At 32.9% G+C, this 20,469-nt stretch carries 14 protein-coding genes; 13 read left to right on the top strand and 1 reads right to left on the bottom strand.

The genetic code is table 11. The annotated features are described in order from the left end of the window. The first annotated feature begins 3 nt into the window (after positions 1-3). The 6 genes from sov to ABD935_RS04355 all read left to right on the top strand — a co-directional run bounded on the left by sov (position 4) and on the right by ABD935_RS04355 (position 13,392). On the top strand, positions 4-7,278 hold the full coding sequence (gene sov / locus ABD935_RS04330) for a T9SS outer membrane translocon Sov/SprA (RefSeq protein ID WP_345190400.1): 7,275 nt from the start codon (positions 4-6) through the stop codon (positions 7,276-7,278). Between the two features lie 319 nt (positions 7,279-7,597). After that, positions 7,598-7,978 carry a glycine cleavage system protein GcvH gene (gcvH, locus tag ABD935_RS04335; RefSeq protein WP_345190401.1) on the top strand — a complete coding sequence of 127 codons (381 nt, stop codon included), beginning with the start codon at positions 7,598-7,600 and terminating at the stop codon, positions 7,976-7,978. Then, the gene (locus ABD935_RS04340; RefSeq protein WP_345190403.1) at positions 7,971-8,348 is read left to right on the top strand and encodes a VanZ family protein; all 378 of its coding nucleotides are present in this window, start codon (positions 7,971-7,973) and stop codon (positions 8,346-8,348) included. Before gcvH ends, ABD935_RS04340 begins: the two co-directional genes overlap by 8 nt. Before the next feature lie 60 nt (positions 8,349-8,408). Next, positions 8,409-9,128, top strand: coding sequence for an energy transducer TonB (locus tag ABD935_RS04345; protein WP_345190404.1), 720 nt, complete (start codon positions 8,409-8,411; stop codon positions 9,126-9,128). A gap of 338 nt (positions 9,129-9,466) precedes the next feature. After that, the gene (locus ABD935_RS04350; protein WP_345190406.1) at positions 9,467-11,566 is read left to right on the top strand and encodes a gliding motility protein RemB; all 2,100 of its coding nucleotides are present in this window, start codon (positions 9,467-9,469) and stop codon (positions 11,564-11,566) included. A gap of 440 nt (positions 11,567-12,006) precedes the next feature. Continuing rightward, positions 12,007-13,392 (top strand): ATP-binding protein, encoded by a 1,386-nt coding sequence (locus ABD935_RS04355; RefSeq protein WP_345190408.1) that lies wholly within the window; start codon positions 12,007-12,009, stop codon positions 13,390-13,392. A gap of 382 nt (positions 13,393-13,774) precedes the next feature. On the opposite strand, the gene ABD935_RS04360 is transcribed toward ABD935_RS04355, so the two are convergent. Further along, a complete protein-coding gene (locus ABD935_RS04360) occupies positions 13,775-14,641 on the bottom strand; it encodes an MBL fold metallo-hydrolase (RefSeq protein ID WP_345190409.1) in 867 nt (288 codons plus the stop codon). A 153-nt stretch (positions 14,642-14,794) separates the two neighbouring features. On the opposite strand from ABD935_RS04360, the gene cyoE reads away from it, so the two are divergent. The 7 genes from cyoE to ABD935_RS04395 all read left to right on the top strand — a co-directional run bounded on the left by cyoE (position 14,795) and on the right by ABD935_RS04395 (position 20,426). Continuing rightward, a complete protein-coding gene (gene cyoE / locus ABD935_RS04365) occupies positions 14,795-15,688 on the top strand; it encodes a heme o synthase (protein ID WP_345190411.1) in 894 nt (297 codons plus the stop codon). A gap of 2 nt (positions 15,689-15,690) precedes the next feature. Continuing rightward, positions 15,691-16,272, top strand: coding sequence for a cytochrome c oxidase subunit 3 (locus tag ABD935_RS04370; RefSeq protein WP_345190413.1), 582 nt, complete (start codon positions 15,691-15,693; stop codon positions 16,270-16,272). 316 nt (positions 16,273-16,588) lie between these two features. Then, a complete protein-coding gene (locus tag ABD935_RS04375) occupies positions 16,589-17,560 on the top strand; it encodes a cytochrome c oxidase subunit 3 (protein WP_345190414.1) in 972 nt (323 codons plus the stop codon). A 96-nt stretch (positions 17,561-17,656) separates the two neighbouring features. Then, a complete protein-coding gene (locus ABD935_RS04380) occupies positions 17,657-18,037 on the top strand; it encodes a cytochrome C oxidase subunit IV family protein (RefSeq protein WP_345190416.1) in 381 nt (126 codons plus the stop codon). Between the two features lie 168 nt (positions 18,038-18,205). Next, positions 18,206-18,922, top strand: coding sequence for a hypothetical protein (locus ABD935_RS04385; RefSeq protein ID WP_345190417.1), 717 nt, complete (start codon positions 18,206-18,208; stop codon positions 18,920-18,922). A gap of 234 nt (positions 18,923-19,156) precedes the next feature. Then, positions 19,157-19,903, top strand: a complete 747-nt coding sequence (locus tag ABD935_RS04390) for an SCO family protein (protein ID WP_345190419.1) — start codon at positions 19,157-19,159, stop codon at positions 19,901-19,903. After that, positions 19,896-20,426, top strand: a complete 531-nt coding sequence (locus ABD935_RS04395; RefSeq protein ID WP_345190420.1) for a DUF420 domain-containing protein — start codon at positions 19,896-19,898, stop codon at positions 20,424-20,426. The genes ABD935_RS04390 and ABD935_RS04395 overlap by 8 nt, the downstream gene beginning before the upstream one ends. Positions 20,427-20,469: the final 43 nt, after the last annotated feature.

Genomic DNA, 20,469 nt, shown 5'->3' on the forward strand with positions numbered 1-20,469 from the left:
ATTTTGAATCGAACTAATCAAAAACTATTTAAACCAACTAAGCAATCTCTCCTCGTAGCATTTTTGTTGTGTTTTTCACTTGTAGCTTGGTCACAACAACCCGTTCAAGATTCAGTAAAAACAGGGTTTAGTTTAGGTAAAATAAGGGTTCCAAACCCAAATAGTGTAGAGTCTAAATATACATACGACCCACAAACCAATCGGTACATTTATACCGAAAAAATAGGAAGTTTCAATATTAATTACCCCGTTATTTTAACGCCTAAAGAGTATGATGCTCTAGTAGCTAAAGAAAATTTGCGAAGCTATTATAAAGAAAAAATTGATGCCTTTGATGGAAAGAAAGATGGTGCAGAAGAAGGGCAAAAAAACTTATTGCCCGAGTTTTATGTGAAATCAGATTTTTTTGAAACTATTTTTGGAAGTAATACCATTGAAGTCGTTCCACAAGGGTCGGTTGAAATGGATATGGGAGTCCTTTTTTCAAAACAAGATAATCCATCATTTTCTCCAAGAAACAGAAGTAATTTTACTTTTGATTTTGATCAACGTATTAGCTTAAGTTTATTAGGTAAAGTGGGGACTAGGCTGCAAGTAACAGCAAATTACGACACCCAATCTACCTTTGATTTTCAGCAACTTGTTAAATTAGAATATACACCAACCGAGGACGATATCATCCAAAAAATTGAAGTTGGTAATGTAAGCATGCCTTTAAACAGTTCGTTAATTACTGGCGCACAAAGTTTATTTGGTGTTAAAGCCCAATTACAATTTGGGAAAACAACCGTTACCGGAGTGTTTTCTGAGCAAAAATCTCAATCAAATACAGTAGTTGCACAAGGGGGAGGTACACTTGAAGAATTTGAATTATTTATAAGAGATTATGACGAAAATAGGCATTTCTTTTTAGCACAATATTTTAGAGATACCTATGACACGTCCTTAAAAAACTATCCTTTTATAAATAATCGTGGGTTACAAATAACCAGATTAGAAGTTTGGATGACCAATAGAAGCAACAGGACCGATGATGTTAGAAATATTGTTGCCCTTCAAGATTTAGGTGAAAGTGAAAAAGTAGGTTCAACCGTAAATATATTGGCTCCTGGAGCTCTGCCAAATAACCCAAATAATGCATTTGACCCAACAAATATTGATGGAGCTGGGCCTAATTCACAATTAAATCAAAGCATTAGAGATGTGGCTACCGTGCAAAATGGTATTGAGGTTCCTAATACAACCGAAGGGTTTGATTATGCTAAACTCGAAAATGCTAGAAAATTAATCAACGGACAAGAATATACATTAAATACAGAGCTGGGTTATATTTCCTTAAATCAGCGTTTAAATAATGATGAGGTTTTAGCCGTAGCATTTCAATATACTTTAGGCGGAGAAGTGTATCAAGTAGGAGAGTTTGCTAATGATGGTATTGATGCCACTCAGGTTGATACTAATGCGCAAGGTCAAGTAACAAATGTTATAAATTCAAACCTGATATTAAAATTATTAAAAAGTAGCATCACAAATGTAAATCAACCAATTTGGGATTTGATGATGAAAAACATCTACGATACTGGGGCATATAATTTAAGTCAAGACGATTTTAAACTTAATATTTTTTATAACGAAGCCTCACCATTAAACTTTATTTCGCCCGTGGGTTCTAGTTTTGATGTTGATATTAATGGAAATCCAATATCGGGATCTACAGATGATAAGGATTTAATACAAAACGTACCATTATTGCGCGTATTTAACCTAGATAAATTAAACTTCAATAACGATCCACAGACAAGAGGTGATGGTTTTTTTGATTTTTATCCAGGCATAACCGTGATTCCGCAAAACGGAAAAATAATATTTACAAGTGCTGAGCCTTTTGGAGAATATCTTTTTGATGTATTAGGAGGAGGTGATTATGATAATGATGTATCATATAATGCAGACCAAACAAAATATGTTTACGATATTCTATATAAGGAAACAAAAACAGCAGCTTTGGAAGAAGTTGAAAAAAATAAATTCAAATTAAAAGGGCGTTATAAATCTACTGGAGGCGATGGTATACCAATTGGGTCGTTTAATGTGCCTAGAGGGTCGGTAAGAGTAACCGCAGGTGGGCGTGTTTTAGTGGAGGGGATTGATTATACCGTTAATTATCAATTAGGACGTGTTCAGATTTTAGATGAATCATTAAAAGCATCAAACACACCCATTCAAGTTTCTACTGAGAACAATGCGGTTTTCGGACAACAAACAAGACGTTTTACGGGCTTAAATGTAGAACATAAATTCAATGAGAATTTTGTTTTAGGAGCGACTCTTTTAAACCTTAACGAACGCCCTATTACCCAAAAAGCGAATTATGGTTCAGAGCCTATAAACAATACTATTTTTGGTGTTAATGGTAATTATTCCACTAAAGTGCCTTTCTTAACTAGATTAGCTAATAAGTTACCCAATATTGATACCGATGTAGAATCTAATTTGTCACTTAGAGGTGAGTTTGCTTATCTAGCACCAGGCGCTCCAAAAGGAACGAATTTTAATGGTGAAGCAACGTCTTATGTTGATGATTTTGAAGGCTCTCAAAATGCGATTGATTTAAGATCTCAGCAATCTTGGTTTTTATCGAGTAGACCATTCGATTTAAACGGAAATGGGCAAGAAGATGATGAAGATAGAAATGGTATTCAAAATGGTTATGATAGAGCCTTGTTAAACTGGTACAGTATAGATCCTATTTTTTATAGTAGCCAACGTCCAGGAGAAATATCGGATGATGATGTATCTAGTTTATATACCAGTCGTGTATTTATCAACGAACTTTTCCCAGATAGAGATTTAGTTCAAGGACAAAACTCCGTACTTTTCACATTAGATTTAGCATATTACCCACAAGAAAGAGGACCGTATAATTTTGATCCAGATGCTGAAGACGGAATTGATGCTAATGAAGCAGCTGATGAAAGTTGGGCAGGTATCACAAGACAATTAACCTCTACAGATTTTGAACAACAAAATGTAGAATATATTGAGTTTTGGTTACAAGATCCTTTTCAAGAAAATCAAAGTAATACAGGAGGAAAACTTGTTTTTAATTTAGGAAATATATCAGAAGATATTATTAGGGATGGCAGAAAACTATATGAAAACGGCCTGCCTAAGGATGGGAACATTAGTTTGCTACAAAAAACAGATTGGGGTACTGTAGTGCCTCAAAATCAATCTTTAATTTATGCGTTTGATAGTACTGGTGATGAGCGTATCAATCAGGATGTTGGATATGATGGGTATAATGATGCAGAAGAGAAGGGTTTTGCTGATACTTTACCTGGTAATTTTGGTGTATTGCCAGATCCAGCTAACGATAATTACACATACTTCTTAAATGCAGAAGGAGATATTTTTGAGCGTTATAAAAAGTACAATGGTGTAGAAGGAAATACACCTGATAGTTTTTCAAATACCGATAGAGGTGCCAATACACAACCCGATGTAGAAGATATTAATCGTGATAATACCATGAACACGATTGATAGTTATTTTGAATATGAATTAGAAATTACACCGTCTACATTAAACATCAATAATGAATTTATTGTTGACACGAAAAACGTTGAAGAAGTAACGGGCAGAAATACAAGAGTATTGCCAAATGGAGAAACGGTAAATCCTAAATGGTATTTATTTAGAATCCCTGTTGAAAGCGAAATAGCTAAATCTGTTGGAAATATAGCCGATTTTAGATCGATTCGTTTTGCCCGTATATATTTAAAAGAATTTGTGGACCCAACGGTATTTCGTTTTGGTACATTAGATTTAGTTAGAAGTGATTGGAGACGCTATAAGCAGACATTAGATGAAGAAACTAACAATGATAATGATGATACTGAGTTTTCTTTAGGTATTATAGGAACCATTGAAAATGGTGATGATGGAACTTATGTTAGTCCACCTAGCGTGGTGCCAGAAGAGTTATTTAACAATAATACGGTAGTACGCCAAAACGAACAATCATTAGTCGCTAATGTTTGCGATTTAGAATCTGAAGATTCTCGTGGAGCATTTAAAAACATCAGTATAGATATGCGTCAGTATAAACGTTTAAGAATGTTTATTCACGCAGAGGAAGATGGTGTAGGTTTTCCAGATAGTGAAGGGTTAATCGGTTTTATTAGAATGGGTAATGATCTTACAGAAAACTATTATCAAATTGAAATCCCTTTATTAAAATCACCAAAAAACTCTGCCAATGAATCTGATGTATGGCCAACTGAAAATGAAATTAATTTATCATTAGATGTTTTAGGGCAAATAAAAGCTCAAGCCATTTCAGATGGGCCTTTGCCAAATAATGATCCAAGATTTTATGATGTTGTCAATGGCGGTATTGTTGAAGTCAGTAATCAATTTGCAGGATATGTAACAGGTCAGCATCGTGTAGCTATAAAAGGGAATCCGAATTTTGGAGACGTTAGGACCCTGATGGTGGGTGTTAAAAATGCACATACGTCTAATGTTTGTTCAAAGGTTTGGTTTAATGAGTTGCGTTTATCAGATTTAGATAACGAGGGCGGTTGGGCAGCTGTATTAAGTGTGGATACAAATATTGCAGATTTTATGAATATCAGCGCTACAGGAAGACAAAGTACGTCTGGATTTGGCTCACTAGAACAAGGCCCTAGCCAGCGTAGTTTAGAGGATGTAAAGCAATATGATGTCGTAACCAATATAAATGTTGGGCAATTATTACCAAAAAAATGGGGAGTTCAAGTGCCTTTTAATTACGGACAAAGTGAAGAGCTAATTACGCCTAAATACGACCAGTTTTATAAAGATTTAACTTTAGACTCGAGACTATCAGCAGCAGAAACAACTGCCGATAGAGATCGGATTAAAGAGCAATCTGAAGATTATACCAAACGACAAAGCATCAATTTTATAGGTGTTAGAAAAACCAGAACTACAGATGCAAAACCACGTTTTTATGATGTAGAAAATGTAACGTTCAACTATTCATATAATAAAGTAGAGCATAGAGACTTTGAAATTGAAAACTCAGTTAATAAAACATTACGTGTCGGTGCTAATTATGCACATAATTTCAACCCCGTTACTATTGAGCCGTTCAAGAAAAATGATTCGCTATTTACCGGGAAATATTGGAAAATTTTAAAAGAGTTCAATTTGAATTTAATGCCTACAAGTTTTACAATTAATACAGATATTAATAGGCAATTCAACAGGCAAAAATTTAGAGAAATAGATTTAGGAGGCTCTAATATTGGTATAGAGGAGTTGTTTAGAAGAAATTACACCTTCGATTTTCAATACGCCATTAATTATAATTTAACGAAGTCGCTACAATTTAACTTTACGGCAGCTAATAATAACATTGTTCGGAATTATTTTGTTGACAACGATTTAATAGCTGGAGAACAAGATAACGAATTAGATGTGTGGGATGGTTTACTAGATGTTGGAGATCCAAATAGGCAAACTCAAAATTTGGGGGTGACTTATCAATTACCAATAAATAAAATTCCGACTTTTAGTTTTATTGACGCTACGTATCAATATACAGGGAGTTTTCAATGGCAAAAAGGTTCAGATTTATTTGGGAATTTAGAAGTTGAAGAAACTCAACCAGATGGTAGTATTGTAAGTAAAAATGTTAATTTAGGAAATACGGTTCAAAACTCAAACGTGCATAATATCAATGCGTCTTTGGATATGAAACGCTTTTATAAATACATAGGCTTGGTTAAAAAACCAATTAGAACGGTTAGAAAAAGATCGACGCCTGGTGGTGCACCTCCGGGAGCAAAACAAAAAGATACTAAACCACCAAAATCAAAAAATAAATCGGTTACTAAATTATTAAATGCAGGCGTCGACATTTTAACAAGTGTAAAAAGAATTCAGGCTAATTATTCTGAAAACAACGGGATATTTTTACCGGGCTATTTACAGACTCCAGGTTTTATAGGAACTTTAAAACCAACCGTTGGGTTTACGTTTGGTAGTCAAAGCGATGTTAGATATTTAGCGGCAAGAAGAGGTTGGTTAACAACATTCCAAGAATTTAATCAACAATATACGTCAACCAATACCAAACAATTAGATGTGTCAGCAAGTTTAGAACCTGTAAGAGATTTAAAAATAGATCTTGTAGGTAATAGGGCCTACTATGAAAATTACACAGAAAATTATAGAGTTACTGATGGTGATTACAATTCGTTAACGGCAAATACCTTTGGGAATTTCAATATATCAACAGTTTTAATAAAAACGGCATTCAGTCAAAGTGATGAAATAACCTCTGAGGCTTTTGATGAATTTAGAGCAAACAGATTAAAAATAGCAGATAGGCTTGCCGAAAAATTCTATGGCAATTCAACTTATGCTAGAGATGCAGAAGGTTATCCGCTAGGGTTTGGAAAAAATAATCAAAAGGTACTGTTACCAGCATTCTTGGCGGCATATTCTGGACAAGATGCCAATAAAGTAAAAACCAGTGCTTTTAGAGATGTCCCAATTCCTAACTGGGATTTAAAGTATACCGGTTTCATGAAATTCAAATGGTTTAAAAAGCGTTTCAAACGTTTTTCATTAACTCATGGGTACCGTTCAACCTATACCATTAATCAGTTTAGTACAAATTTGAATTTGAATTTAGATGAAAGTGCTAATCAAGCACCTATCCAAGGAACACCTTATGCTGGCCAACCACAAGAAGCTCTAGATCAATCAGGTAATTTTAAAAACGGGCGACTATTCAGTAATATTAACTTAACAGAAATGTTTAGCCCATTAGTAAGACTTGATTTTGAAATGAAGAACTCGGTTAAAATCCTGGCTGAAATTAAAAAAGACAGAATGTTGTCGCTTAGTTTTGATAATAATTTAATGACCGAAGTTCAAGGAAACGAATACATTATTGGCTTGGGGTATAGAATTAAAGATTTACGCATACGTTCTAAGTTAGCAGGGCCTAAAAAACGTATTGTAAGTGATTTAAATATGAAGGCCGATGTGTCTGTTAGAGATAACAAAACCATCATCCGATATTTAGATTTAGAGAATAATCAGATTACTTCGGGGCAAACCATCTGGGGTTTAAAATATTCAGCAGATTATGCGTTTAGCAAGAATTTAACGGGAATCTTTTATTTTGATTATACGTTCTCTGATTATGCGATATCAACAGCATTTCCGCAAACCACTATCAGGTCAGGATTTACCATCCGATATAATTTCGGGAATTAATTGGAGGAATATCCCCTTGGGGGATTATATGGGTGTAACTCATCGAGAGAACACAGCCGCAAATCGCCGAATTTTAAAAACCTATAATCATTAAAATCAACCTTAATAATTTCTAGCCTTTTTTAAGGGGAGAATCTGTGTTGAATTAATTTCGGTATGCCGATAAGTGGAGAGGTCATCTATGTTAGTCCTTTTCTTATTGAAAAATTAGTTAATTCGTGGTTAAAAGAGATAGATTGAGGTTTAATTGATCATATCTATTTGAATTTAAGATTTGAATAAATACATTTGCTGAATAAATGAATTTAAAATAATAAAAATGAATATTCCATCAGAATTAAAATATACAAAAGATCACGAGTGGATCAAAATAGAAGACGATGTTGCTACTATAGGTGTTACGGATTTTGCGCAAAGCGAATTAGGTGATATTGTATATGTTGAGGTTGAAACACTTGATGAAACTTTAGAAGCAGATGAGATTTTTGGAACCGTAGAGGCGGTTAAAACAGTGTCAGACCTGTTTTTGCCATTATCTGGTGAAATTATAGCGTTTAATGAATCTTTAGAAGATGAACCAGAAAAAGTAAATACCGATCCTTATGGTGATGGTTGGATGATAAAAGTAAAGTGTTCTGATTTATCTCAAGTTGATGGATTGATGTCTGCCGATGATTACAAAACGCTTATAGGTGCTTAAGACACTGGCGTTTTTATCAGCTATAGTTTATACAGCTATCCTTACAGCCGCCAGCTTGATGACCATAAACGAGATGCCTAATTTAGGATTTTCTTTTAGCGATAAGGTCTTTCATTTTTTTGCTTACTGTATTTTGTGTTTTCTTTGGTTTTTGGCATGTTTGTATACTTTTAAATTCACAAGAAAACAGTCTGTTTTTTATGCATTAATCTTTTCTGTAATATTTGGTATGTTTATTGAGGTATTACAAGGAACTATGACAGTTTCAAGAGCTTATGATGTATATGATATGTTAGCAAATTCTCTAGGAGCTTTATTAGCATCAACAATATTGTGGTTTAAGTTTAGATTACACGTTAAAAATACTTAAACGCTTGCTTTTTTGATAAATAAATAGTTATTTTAGCAATCTTGATAAACGATTTAAATTATGGAACTTAAAAAAAATCCTAAGGCTAATGTTGGACGTAACAGTTCACTTTACTTTGCAATTGGCCTAGCGCTCATGTTATTTTTAACAAATTTCGCAATCAATTACAAAACTTACGACAAATCTGATATTGACATAGGTCAATTAAATTTAGATGAGTTAGATGAAGAAGAAATTCCAATTACAGAACAGATTCAAACACCTCCACCACCTCCACCACCTCCTGCTGCGCCAGAAGTGATTGAGATTGTTGAAGATGAGGTGGAAGTTGAAGAAACAGTTATCGAATCTACTGAAGTCGATCAGGAGACTGAAATTGTTGAGGTAGAAGAAGTAGAAGTAGAAGAAGTAGAAGAGGATATTGATGTGCCATTTTCTGTAATTGAAAATGTTCCAATTTTTCCAGGTTGTGAAAAAGGAAGTAACACTGCAAAAAGAGATTGCATGTCTAAAAAGATAGCTCAATTTGTAAATAAAAAATTCAACACGGAGTTAGCTAGTGATTTAGGTTTGTCTGGGAGACAACGTATTAACGTTATTTTTAAAATAGACAAAAAAGGTGATGTAGTTGGCATCCGAGCAAGAGCGCCGCACCCAGGTTTAGAAAAAGAAGCAAAAAGAGTTATTGGGTTATTGCCAAAAATGAAACCAGGAAAACAACGTGGTAAGCCAGTAAACGTTCCTTATTCGTTACCAATTATTTTTCAAGTTCAAGATTAAGAATATACATCTATATTTATAAGTATTAAAACCTCGAAGTTAATCTTCGAGGTTTTTTATTTTTCATCCTTTAAGAAAGACTAAACTGCTATTTTATGGTTTTTGTTAAATCATTATAATACCAAAAGAATCTACATTAATTAATTTTTAAAAAAAATCTATAGATTTTTTATTCGTGACAATTATATTTTTACTTGTTTTTTTCGGTTTATTCGTGTATTAATGGTAAAAAAATAATTCTAAAATAAAAGTATGATTTTGTCCTATTGCCACTGTGGAAACAAGAATCTAAAAAAATATAGTATCTTTCAACCCTAAATCAATTCTTAACAAAAAGCATGAAGCAATTCATTGTACTACTCCTACTTTTAGTCCAATTTAACAGCTATTCACAAGGTGAATTTTTATCTGAAAAACCACCAGTTTTTTCAAATTGCGATGCCATAGCCATTGATTCTTTACAAACATGTTTTGATAAGCAGGTTTTCAAACATATTTATAAAAATTTTAAAGTACCAGAACGCGTTATTAAAGAAAATTTTAAAGGCGAAGTGGTGGTGCTTTTTGAAGTAGATACTACAGGGCAATTTAGGGTTATTTATACAGATGCATTATTTAATGAATTAAAGGATGAAGCTAAACGTGTATTTTCAATATTTCCGAAAATAATACCAGCAACCTATAATGGCAGAAAAACATATAAGCAATATGCAATGCCTATTAAAATACCTTTAGTTAATCAAGCTGTTGCAACTCAAGATTTAGCAAAAGAAAATAAAATATCAAAATTAGAAGAACAGGCAAAACAAGAGTTTGATAGTGTTACTGACAGTTTGAAAGATTTTGAAAATCAAGCGTTTAGTAGTCAATTAAATATTCAGTTTACACATAGTGACTATGCAAGGTTCGATAGACAAATGAATTTAATAGGAACAAATAGTCATACGGCTTCAAAGCCATTTGTTTACGAAGAGGTTTCCAAGTATTACGATTTTAAATCCGAAAAGGAGAAATTACAAAAAGAAACAGATACTTGGGCAGGTAGAAAACTTTGGAACGAACATTTAGTACAGTTACAAAGTGATGATTATTGGTTTACAATTGATCCTATATTAGATTTAGAAGTTGGTAAAGATACTGATGCTGATTTTAGTTCAACATACAACAATACTAGAGGCTTTTTAGTGCAAGGAGGTTTAGGGAGAAAATTGAATTTTTACGCTTCTGTTTTTGAAAGTCAGGGGCGTTTTGCCGATTATGTAAATAGATATGCAGAGAGCTTAAAAGCTTTTGGACCAGATCCGGCTATTATTCCTGGGCGTGGTATTGCTAAGCGTTTTAAAACCGATTCTTATGATTATCCAGTGGCTGAAGCCTATTTATCCTATGCGCCAGCTAAATTTATAAACATTCAATTTGGTCATGGTAAAAATTTTATCGGCGATGGATATCGTTCGTTATTGTTGAGTGATGTAGCAAGTCCTCACCCATTTTTAAAATTGAACACCAAATTTTGGAAAATCAAATACACCAATACTTGGATGTGGGTGAAAGATGTCCGCCCGGAAGCAGAACAGGACAAAGCATTTTTAACTAAATACATTGCAAACCATTATTTGAGTTGGAATGTGTCTAAACGCTTAAACATAGGCTTGTTTGAATCGGTATTATGGACTAATTCTAACGACAGAGGTTTTGATGTGAATTACCTAAACCCTATAATATTTTATAGAGCTATTGAGTTTGAAACAGGTCAAGGTGCTGGAAATGCCTTGTTAGGAGCTTCGGCTAAATACAAATGGAATGATAACGTAAATTTGTACAGTCAATTTATTTTAGATGAATTTTCGCTTAGCGATGTAAAAGGAGGCGAAAAGAGTTGGAAGAATAAATTTGGATATCAATTGGGGGTTAAATATTACAACGCTTTTAAGGTGGATAATTTAATGCTTCAGTTTGAATATAATCGCGTAAGACCATACACGTATTCGCATAATACGATAGTGCTTAATTATGCGCATAACAACCAATCTATGGCGCATTTATGGGGAGCAAACTTTAGTGAAACTATTATAATTGGTCGTTACCGCTATAAACGTTGGTTTGCTGATGCAAAACTTATTTTTGGAACTCGGGGATTAGATTTTAATGATGGCACCGATGATTTTAGTTATGGTGGCGATATTTTTAGAAACTATAACGAAAGACCTTCTGATACTGGAGTTGAAGTTGGGCAAGGCATACAAACAAAAACTTTTAACGGAAATTTACAGGCTGGTTATTTAATTAATCCGGCATCAAACTTAAAGCTGTTTACAGATATAACCGTTAGGAATTTTAATCCAGAAGCCACAACCATTTCAACTTTTAAAAACAGCACGGTTTGGTTTAACTTTGGCATTAGAACCGATTTGTTTAATTGGTATTTTGATAATTAAAATGACTTTGTATGTCATTCCCGCGAAGGCGGGAATCTTAAGAATTGAAATTGTTATTTGAATTAAATCTATAAATAAATCAAACCTTTATAAAAGTTTACAAGTTTTACATTAATCCTAAATATAGATTTACAGTTAATATAAGCCCTTAGATAATGCTGTATAAAATTTATATTTACGGGATAACAGTTGCGAAAAATATACTATATCCTGACTTATTTATGGGGTTTGAGTCATAAAATCTCCTATATAATACGTTGGCGGTAATTAAAGATACATCTTCCAATCTTATTTGATAAAATATTGTATTTTTGTAAAACAAACAAGAAACCCCTTTAAAATAAAGGGATTCTAATTTGATGCTTATTTGATAAATGACCGAAACAGAACTAAAATCACTTATAAAAGAACTTGTTAGTTACTCACAGGAAACCGAATGGTTGGAATTTAAATTAAACTTCCATTCTAACGAAGAAATTGGTGAAAGAATATCAGCGTTAGCTAATGGAGCTTGTTTAAGTAAGAAACCATGTGGTTTTTTGATTTTTGGAGTTGAAGACAAAACACACAATATTAAGGGAACTACTTTTAAGGTAAAAACAGCAACTAAAGGTAAAGAAGAATTAGAGAATTGGTTAATTCAAAGATTAGACCCAAAAATTGACTTTAAGACTTATGAATTTGAATATTCAGAAGGAATAAATATTAGTATGTATGTAATTCCAGCTGCGATAAACAGACCTGTTAAATTTATCAACCAAGCATATATTAGAATTGGAAGCTATACTAGACTACTTAAAGAATTTCCAGAGAAAGAATCAAAGATTTGGAATAGAAAAGACCATGTGAAATTTGAGCTTCAATTAGCAAAAGAGAACATAGATGCTGACTCAATTGTTTCCCTTTTGGACACCCATACTTATTTTGATTTGCTAAAATTACCGTATCCTTCAAATAGACAAGGTGTTCTTGATAAGTTTATTTCAGAGAATTTAATTATTAAAAAGTCTAATAAATACTCAATTACAAATTTAGGAGCAATTTTATTTGCTAAAAACCTAGAAGAATTCCCTGGTTTAAAAAGGAAAGCAATTAGGGTTATTGTATATAAACACAATAATAAAATTGAAACTGTAAGAGAACAAATTGGAGGAAAAGGATATGTTGCAGGTTATCAAGGATTAATAGATTGGGTTAATAGTCAGTTACCCGCTAATGAAGAAATAGGAAGAGCCTTTAGGGACGATAAAAGAATGTATCCTGAAATTGCTGTTCGTGAATTATTAGCTAATGCCATAATTCATCAAGATTTTGAAGAAAAAGGCTTTCCTATGGTTGAAATATTTTCTGACAGAATTGAAATTACTAATCCAGGAATACCCCTCATAACACCTGAACGTTTTATTGATGAATATCAATCTAGAAATGATATACTTGCAGATTTGATGAGAAGATTAGGTATTTGTGAAGAAAAGGGAAGTGGAATTGATAAAGTAATTTTCTATAATGAAATATATCAATTACCTGCACCAGATATCCTAATTCAAGAAAAGCACACAAAAGTAATTATGTACTCTTATAAAACTTTGAATCAAATGGATAAAAAAGACAAAATAAGAGCTTGCTACCAACATTGCTGTTTGAAATATGTTTCTAATGATAAAATGACCAACCAGTCCCTAAGAGAAAGGTTTAAAATAGAAAGTAAAAATGCGGCAATTGCATCAAGAATTATTAAAGAGGCTCTTAAAGAAAATGTCATAAAGGAAGATGACCCTGAAAGCAATTCAAGAAAATATAAGAAGTATATTCCTTTTTGGGCATAATTCTTATTTGATGGTTATTTGATAATAGTAAGCAGAACCATGTGCAATGAGCTGATAAACAAGGTTGTCTTATTTGACGATATAAAATAACTACCGTCAATATGCCTGAATTAACAAATAAAACACAAACTAATATGTATTCGAATATCTGTATTCTAAACTGTGAATTTAGCCGATATTAATTGATCTATAACTAAAGACTGTTTAATGCAAACTTGCCTGCGTTAAGAGATTGTTTGAGCTCGCCGCCGCAGGAGGAAGCGAGTAGTGAAATATTTATATTCATGAGTTTAATAATTTAAAATAGAAGCCAACGAATAAAGCCCGACCGCCTGCCCTGAGCGCAGACGATGGGTGGGGTAACACCCAAAACAAATACCAACTACTTCTTCAAACTCTTATAAAATGTTCGGCGTATTTTTTCTGAAGATATAAAACAGCAGCCATAATCTAAATCGTCATACGTTTTAGTTAACGACGTGTTTGAAACAACATGTTCTTCAGTTTTACCATTTTTGATTTCAGTTAAAACCGAAGCTTTTAACGTTTCAAGCATGTTTAAAAAGGACGTATATTCTTTTTTATTGGATAAGTTTCCGTGACCAGGAATTATTTTGGTGTTATCGTCAACCAAAATCATAGCGACTTTTACCGCTTTAATATAGCCGTCAACACTTCCACCAGAATTCAAATCGATATATGGGTACCGTCCATTAAAGAAAGTGTCGCCTGTATGTAGCACGTTGCTTTCGGTAAAATAAAGTAAGGCATCGCCATCGGTATGGGCGTTATCTACATGAAAAATAATAACCTGTTCGCCGTTTATGTATAAGCTTAACGTATCGTTAAAGGTGATTATGGGCAACGCTGCATCAGATTGTTTATCGTTGTTATTAATGCGTTTGTAAACATTGTCATGTGCGATAATAGCCGTGTTTAGTTTTGAAATATTCTCGTTTCCGCCAGTATGGTCGCCATGGTGATGTGTGTTGGCTAAAAACTTGATGGGCTTATCGCTTAGTTTTTTAATAGTCTCTAAGATTTTTGGTGTTAAGCGAGCAAACTGACTGTCTATCATAAAAACGCCATCGTTGCCAACCGAAATACCAATATTGCCACCTTGCCCTTCGAGCATATATATGTTTTCGGTGAGTTTATGAATTTTAATAAGGGCTTCTTTATTTTGAGCACAAGCTCCAAATGTTAAGCTAAAGATTAAAAGTGAGAAGATTAATTTTAAAAGTTTCATAACAGAATATGGATTGAAAAGTTTAATGGATAATAAAAATACAAATTTTTAAATCAGATAGGTATTCAAATTTACCATTAAAAAGCATTGCTCAAAATGCTTTAATAAAGTATCTTTGCACTCGCTTATTAAGGCGACCAATTAAATAACACATTGAGCAACTCAAAATCTTCATTAGCAACACCTTCTGTAATTTCAGATTTTAAGGAAATCACTAAAATGCGTTTAGCATTAAGCGTGGTGTTTTCGTCACTCGCAGGTTACATGTTAGGTGTTGAAACGGTAGATTTTAAAACATTGACTTTACTTGCTTTTGGTGGTTATTTTATGGTAGGCGCTTCCAACGCATTCAATCAAATTATTGAAAAAGATTTGGATGCCTTGATGAATCGTACAAAAAACAGACCCATTCCCGCGGGACGCATGTCTGTTAACACGGCATTTATTATTGCATCTATTTTTACGGTGTTGGGAATTATTATTTTATACACCATTAATAAGCAAACCGCTATGTTTGGTGCTATTTCCATCTTTTTATACACTTGTGTTTATACGCCATTAAAAACCAAAACCCCTATAGCTGTTTTTGTAGGTGCTATTCCAGGCGCCATTCCGTTTATGTTGGGTTGGGTGGCTGCCACAGACGATTTTGGAATTGAACCAGGGACTTTATTCGCATTACAATTCTTTTGGCAATTCCCTCATTTTTGGGCTATTGGTTGGTTTTTATTTGAAGATTATAAAAAAGGCGGGTTTTTTATGTTGCCAACAGGAAAACAAGATAAAGGCACAGCAGTACAAATTATAATGTACACCATTTGGACATTAATAGTTTCTATAATCCCTGTATTTGGATTTACTGGAAAGTTACAATTATCAATAGTGGCAGCCATAATCGTTTTTATATTTGGATTAGGGATGCTGAACTATGCCGTAAGATTATTTAAAGAGATGACTGAAAAAGCTGCAAGACAGTTGATGCTAGCAAGTGTATTGTACATCACACTTGTGCAAATTGTTTATGTCGCAGATAAATTTATAAGATAACCATGGATTTAACACAGGGTACTAAAGAAGAGAAAAATAGCAGAGCAAAAAAGATGATGCTTTGGTTTGGTATTATTTCGCTTGTCATGTCTTTTGCAGGGTGGACAAGTGCATTTGTTGTGAGTAGCTCTAGACCAGATTGGTTAAAAGATTTTCAATTGCCAAATGCATTTATAGTTAGCACAATAGTTATCGTTATTAGTAGTTTTACTTTTATTTTAGCAAAAAAGGCATTAAAAAGCGGGAATAGTAAAGCAACATCACTTTGGTTATTTATAACGCTTATTTTAGGTGTTGTTTTTGTTTTTAATCAATTCTCAGGTTTTCAACAAATCATAGATTTAGGATATAATTTTACGGGACCAACCAGTAATGTAACCATGTCTTATATCTATTTAATAGCTTTAGTGCACATTTTGCATGTTGTTGTAGGGTTAATTTGTTTGTTGGTTGTAATTTATAATCATTTTAAACAAAAGTATAATCCATCGAAAATGCTAGGGTTTGAACTGGCTGCCACATTTTGGCATTTTATAGATATACTATGGGTTTATCTGTTTCTGTTTTTGTATTTTGTTAGATAATAAATGGTATTATATATAAATTATTATAAAATCTAACTCATAATATTTAGTAGAACTGATAATTGTCATAGTTTAAAATTTACTAGTGTATATTTCGTCAGATAAATAAATTGATTATTTTTGTCCAACTTTTAAACAATATCAGTTTAAATTTATAATGAAGTAAAGGAAACGACATTGCTTTTTTGTTATATCACGCCGTGATTGATTTGCATAGCCAAAGCTATGGAAATTTATGAACAAGGAAATAGAACAGAAAACGAACGAGTTTGAATACTTTTATTCTAAGTTTAAAATGATATACTAACCATTATATATGAGTACAGCAGTAGCAGAAGGTAAAGCTTGGGGCGGAGGTTCAAAACCTCTTAAAGCAAGTTATGGTAAAATGATGATGTGGTTTTTCATCGTTTCAGATGCTTTAACATTCTCAGGGTTTTTAGCAGCCTACGGATTTTCAAGATTTAAGTTTATTGATTCATGGCCAATTGCCGATGAAGTGTTTACTCACTTTCCATTTTTACATGGTGTAGATGCACCAATGTATTATGTGGCATTTATGACGTTTGTTTTAATCATGTCGTCCGTAACTATGGTATTAGCCGTAGATGCCGGTCATCATTTAAACAAAGGAAAAGTGACCATTTACATGTTTTTAACTGTTATAGGTGGTTTAATATTTGTAGGGTCTCAAGCTTGGGAGTGGAATACATTTATTAAAGGCGATTATGGCGCTGTACAAACTAAAGGTGGAAATATTCTTCAATTTGTTGACACTGATGGTCATAGAGTTGCGCTTAGAGATTTTGTAGTAGCCGATGCACATGCCGATAGAACACAACACGAAGATAAAAGTGGTTTATGGTTTGTTTCAGAAGGTGCTTTGCCAACTTATACTGTTGAAGAAGTTATTCATGGTTTAGAAGCTCACGACAATGTTTTAGTGAGAACACAAATTATTAATGAAGCAGGTGAAAAAACAGTGCTTTCAAGAGGGGAGTCTTTAAAGCAACTAAAAGATAATGGTAGAGTAGTTGTAGAAGGCGCAAACTTACAGGTAAACGAATATGGTTCACCTCTATTTGCAGACTTCTTTTTCTTTATCACAGGGTTTCACGGATTTCACGTATTCTCAGGAGTAATTATTAATATTATCATTTTCTTTAATGTCATATTAGGTACTTATGAAAGACGTGGAAGTTACGAAATGGTTGAAAAAGTTGGTTTATACTGGCACTTTGTAGATTTAGTTTGGGTATTTGTATTTACATTCTTCTACTTAGTTTAATTGAAAAGGTTAGTTTTTCATGTCCTTGATGAAGGAAATCAATTAAAAATTAGTATTGTCATTCCCTTGAAGAAGGGAATCTAAAAAACACATAAAATGGCACACGAACATAAATTAGAAATATTTAGAGGCTTATTAAAGTTTAAATCAAATACTCAAAAAATTTGGGGTGTTTTAGTCTTTTTAACTTTTGTAACCATAGTTGAAGTTGCTCTAGGAATACTTAAACCTGAAGCTTTAATGGGGCAAGTTCTAGGTATGAAAGCTTTAAACTGGATATTTATCATCTTAACCATTGTAAAAGCATATTATATTACTTGGGATTTTATGCATATGCGGGATGAAACTAAGTCCTTAAGACGCATGGTGGTATGGACAGCTATATTCTTAATATTATATTTAATATTCATTTTGTTACAAGAAGGCGGTTATGTTTTTGATGTATATAAAGATGGATTTATAAAAAGAGATTTTTAACTATTTTAATGTGCTTGAATTGAGCGCAGTCTAAGTGTTAAATAAAAAGATAAAGGCGGTTTTTAAACCGCCTTTTTTTATTTTTGCTAAACACTTTTTTTGCAATATATTTCCAAACGAATTTAATCGGTTATTTTGAAGTTTGTTTGGTGTAAATACTTTTAATTAATGGATTATAAGAAAGTTAGTCGATATGTGGTTTTAGGGATTTTATTCTTTCTTCCTGTAACATTTTTATTGTTTTTATATCCAGCAACCCATAATTATACACCACTTGATATCGTAAACGAATCGGTTTTAGACATAGATACCTTTACTTCTAATACCGAAGAAAAAATTGTTCTGGAAGATTATATAACCGTTCTAGGTTTTTTAGGAAATAGCCCCATTGAAAATAGTATTGCAGCTTCTAATTTAAAGGAGTTAGTGTATGATAATTTCATAGGTTTCAAAAAGTTTCAAATCGTTATTTTAATGCCAAAAGGAACTGAAAAAGCTGTTGAACAACTTAAAGCAGAAATAGGTTCTTACGAAGGTTTAAGATTTTGGCATTTTGTATTTGGAGAGCCAACTGATATTCAACGTGTGTTTTTTAGTTTGAAGAGCAAAACAAATCTTAATGAGGATTTGTCATCTAATGATGTATATCTAGTAGATAAAGATTTGAATCAAAGAGGACGGCTAGATGATAGAACAGATAATGAACTAGAAAAAAAGAAACCTGTTTATGGTTTATATGCCTATAACTGTATTGAGGTAGCGGAAATTAAGAATAAAATGAGTGACGATTTACGAATTTTATTCACGGAGTACAGACAAAAACGAAAAGGCGAATTTAATTCTGATACCAGAAGAGCAGATGATTTAAAAGCTGAAATAAATTAAATTTGATTTGTCACACTGAGTGCAGTCGAAGTGCCAAATTAAAATTGTAAAAATGAGTTACAAAAGATATCAAAGATAGTTTACGGAATAGTTTTTTATAAACTCTATGTTGTGTTTCTTGGTTTGGATTGTCCCCTCGAGGGGACTTTAGGGGTGTTTTCTAACACGCTAATGAATAAATAGTTGTAAATAAAGTCAATGGTAGCAGAGTCGAAATCCTTTTAATTAAAAAAAATGAGCAACAAAACCAATTATTCGTACATAGGTATTGCTTTTATCATTCTTGTTTTTGGAATTATATTTATTCCGAAAATTGTGGATAGAATCTCTAATAAGGATATTATTAGAAACGAAAGCAGAAGCGATTTTTCAGATGATAAAAAAACCACTGTTTCAGATTTAGCGTTTATTGAAATTAATGGTGTGCCTAAAAAGGTGCCTGCATTTTCTTTTGCTAATCAACATGGTGAAATCATAACCAATAGAGATTACGAAGGTAAAGTGTATGTTATAGAATTCTTTTTTACAACCTGCCCAACTATTTGTCCTAGAATGAATGCCAACCTTATTCAGATTCAAAACACATTTAAAGATTTTGAGGACTTTGGAGTGGCATCATTCACCATAAATCCAAATCATGATACATCGGAAGTTCTTAAAGCGTATGCCGAATATTACGGTGTAACCAATCCTAATTGGCATTTAATGACTGGAGATAAAGAAAAAATTTATCAATTATCAAACGAAGGATTTAATTTATATACTGCGGAAGAGGAAGATGTTGCCGGTGGTTTTGAACATTCTGGAAACTTTGCTTTAATTGATAAAAATGGATTTATACGCTCACGACAAGACCATTTTGGAAACCCTATAATTTATTACAGAGGTATAGTTTCGGAAGAAGAACAAGTTGATGACGACGGCGTGAAAGAAGAAATTAGCGCACTAAAAGAAGATATTAAAAAACTGCTTAATGAATAAGTCTAAACCTATTTTAAACGATAAAAAATATAATAAGCTAATAGTGGTTTTATCTATCGTAATTCCGCTTGCGGTTGCTGCACTTTTCGGTATTAAGATTGATGTAGAACTACCCGTGTTTTTGCCTCCTATTTACGCAAGTATAAATGCGCTTACGGCATTGGTTTTAGTTTTAGCATTCATAGCCATTCAAAATAAAAAAATAAAACGTCACGAAAGATTAATGAAGTTTGCCATTGCATTATCAATCTTGTTTTTGGTGCTGTACATAGCTTACCACATGACGAGCGATTCTACAAAGTTTGGGGGCGAAGGTTTTGTAAAATATTTCTATTATTTTGTGTTATTAACACATATAGTCATGTCTGTAATTGTAATTCCTTTTGTGTTAATTACATATGTAAGAGCTATTACTAATAATATTGAAAGGCACAAAAAAATAGCAAGAATTACATTTCCGTTATGGTTGTATGTCGCAATAACAGGCGTAATAGTCTATATTATGATTTCGCCATATTATTAATGAAAGGCTGTTTTAAGAAGTAGGTACTGTGAACTAAAAATAG

This window comes from Algibacter agarivorans (genome assembly GCF_039543245.1).
GTDB classification, from domain to species: domain Bacteria; phylum Bacteroidota; class Bacteroidia; order Flavobacteriales; family Flavobacteriaceae; genus Algibacter_G; species Algibacter_G agarivorans.

Excerpts from the sequence above, each read along its gene's own strand:
- gcvH (WP_345190401.1), top strand. The coding sequence starts at position 7,598 with ATGAATATTCCATCAGAATTAAAATATACAAAAGATCACGAGTGGATC.
- ABD935_RS04360 (WP_345190409.1), bottom strand. The coding sequence starts at position 14,641 with ATGAAACTTTTAAAATTAATCTTCTCACTTTTAATCTTTAGCTTAACA.
- ABD935_RS04370 (WP_345190413.1), top strand. The coding sequence starts at position 15,691 with ATGGATTTAACACAGGGTACTAAAGAAGAGAAAAATAGCAGAGCAAAA.
- ABD935_RS04395 (WP_345190420.1), top strand. The coding sequence starts at position 19,896 with ATGAATAAGTCTAAACCTATTTTAAACGATAAAAAATATAATAAGCTA.
- ABD935_RS04375 (WP_345190414.1), top strand. The coding sequence starts at position 16,589 with ATGAGTACAGCAGTAGCAGAAGGTAAAGCTTGGGGCGGAGGTTCAAAA.
- ABD935_RS04345 (WP_345190404.1), top strand. The coding sequence starts at position 8,409 with ATGGAACTTAAAAAAAATCCTAAGGCTAATGTTGGACGTAACAGTTCA.
- ABD935_RS04380 (WP_345190416.1), top strand. The coding sequence starts at position 17,657 with ATGGCACACGAACATAAATTAGAAATATTTAGAGGCTTATTAAAGTTT.
- ABD935_RS04390 (WP_345190419.1), top strand. The coding sequence starts at position 19,157 with ATGAGCAACAAAACCAATTATTCGTACATAGGTATTGCTTTTATCATT.
- ABD935_RS04350 (WP_345190406.1), top strand. The coding sequence starts at position 9,467 with ATGAAGCAATTCATTGTACTACTCCTACTTTTAGTCCAATTTAACAGC.
- ABD935_RS04385 (WP_345190417.1), top strand. The coding sequence starts at position 18,206 with ATGGATTATAAGAAAGTTAGTCGATATGTGGTTTTAGGGATTTTATTC.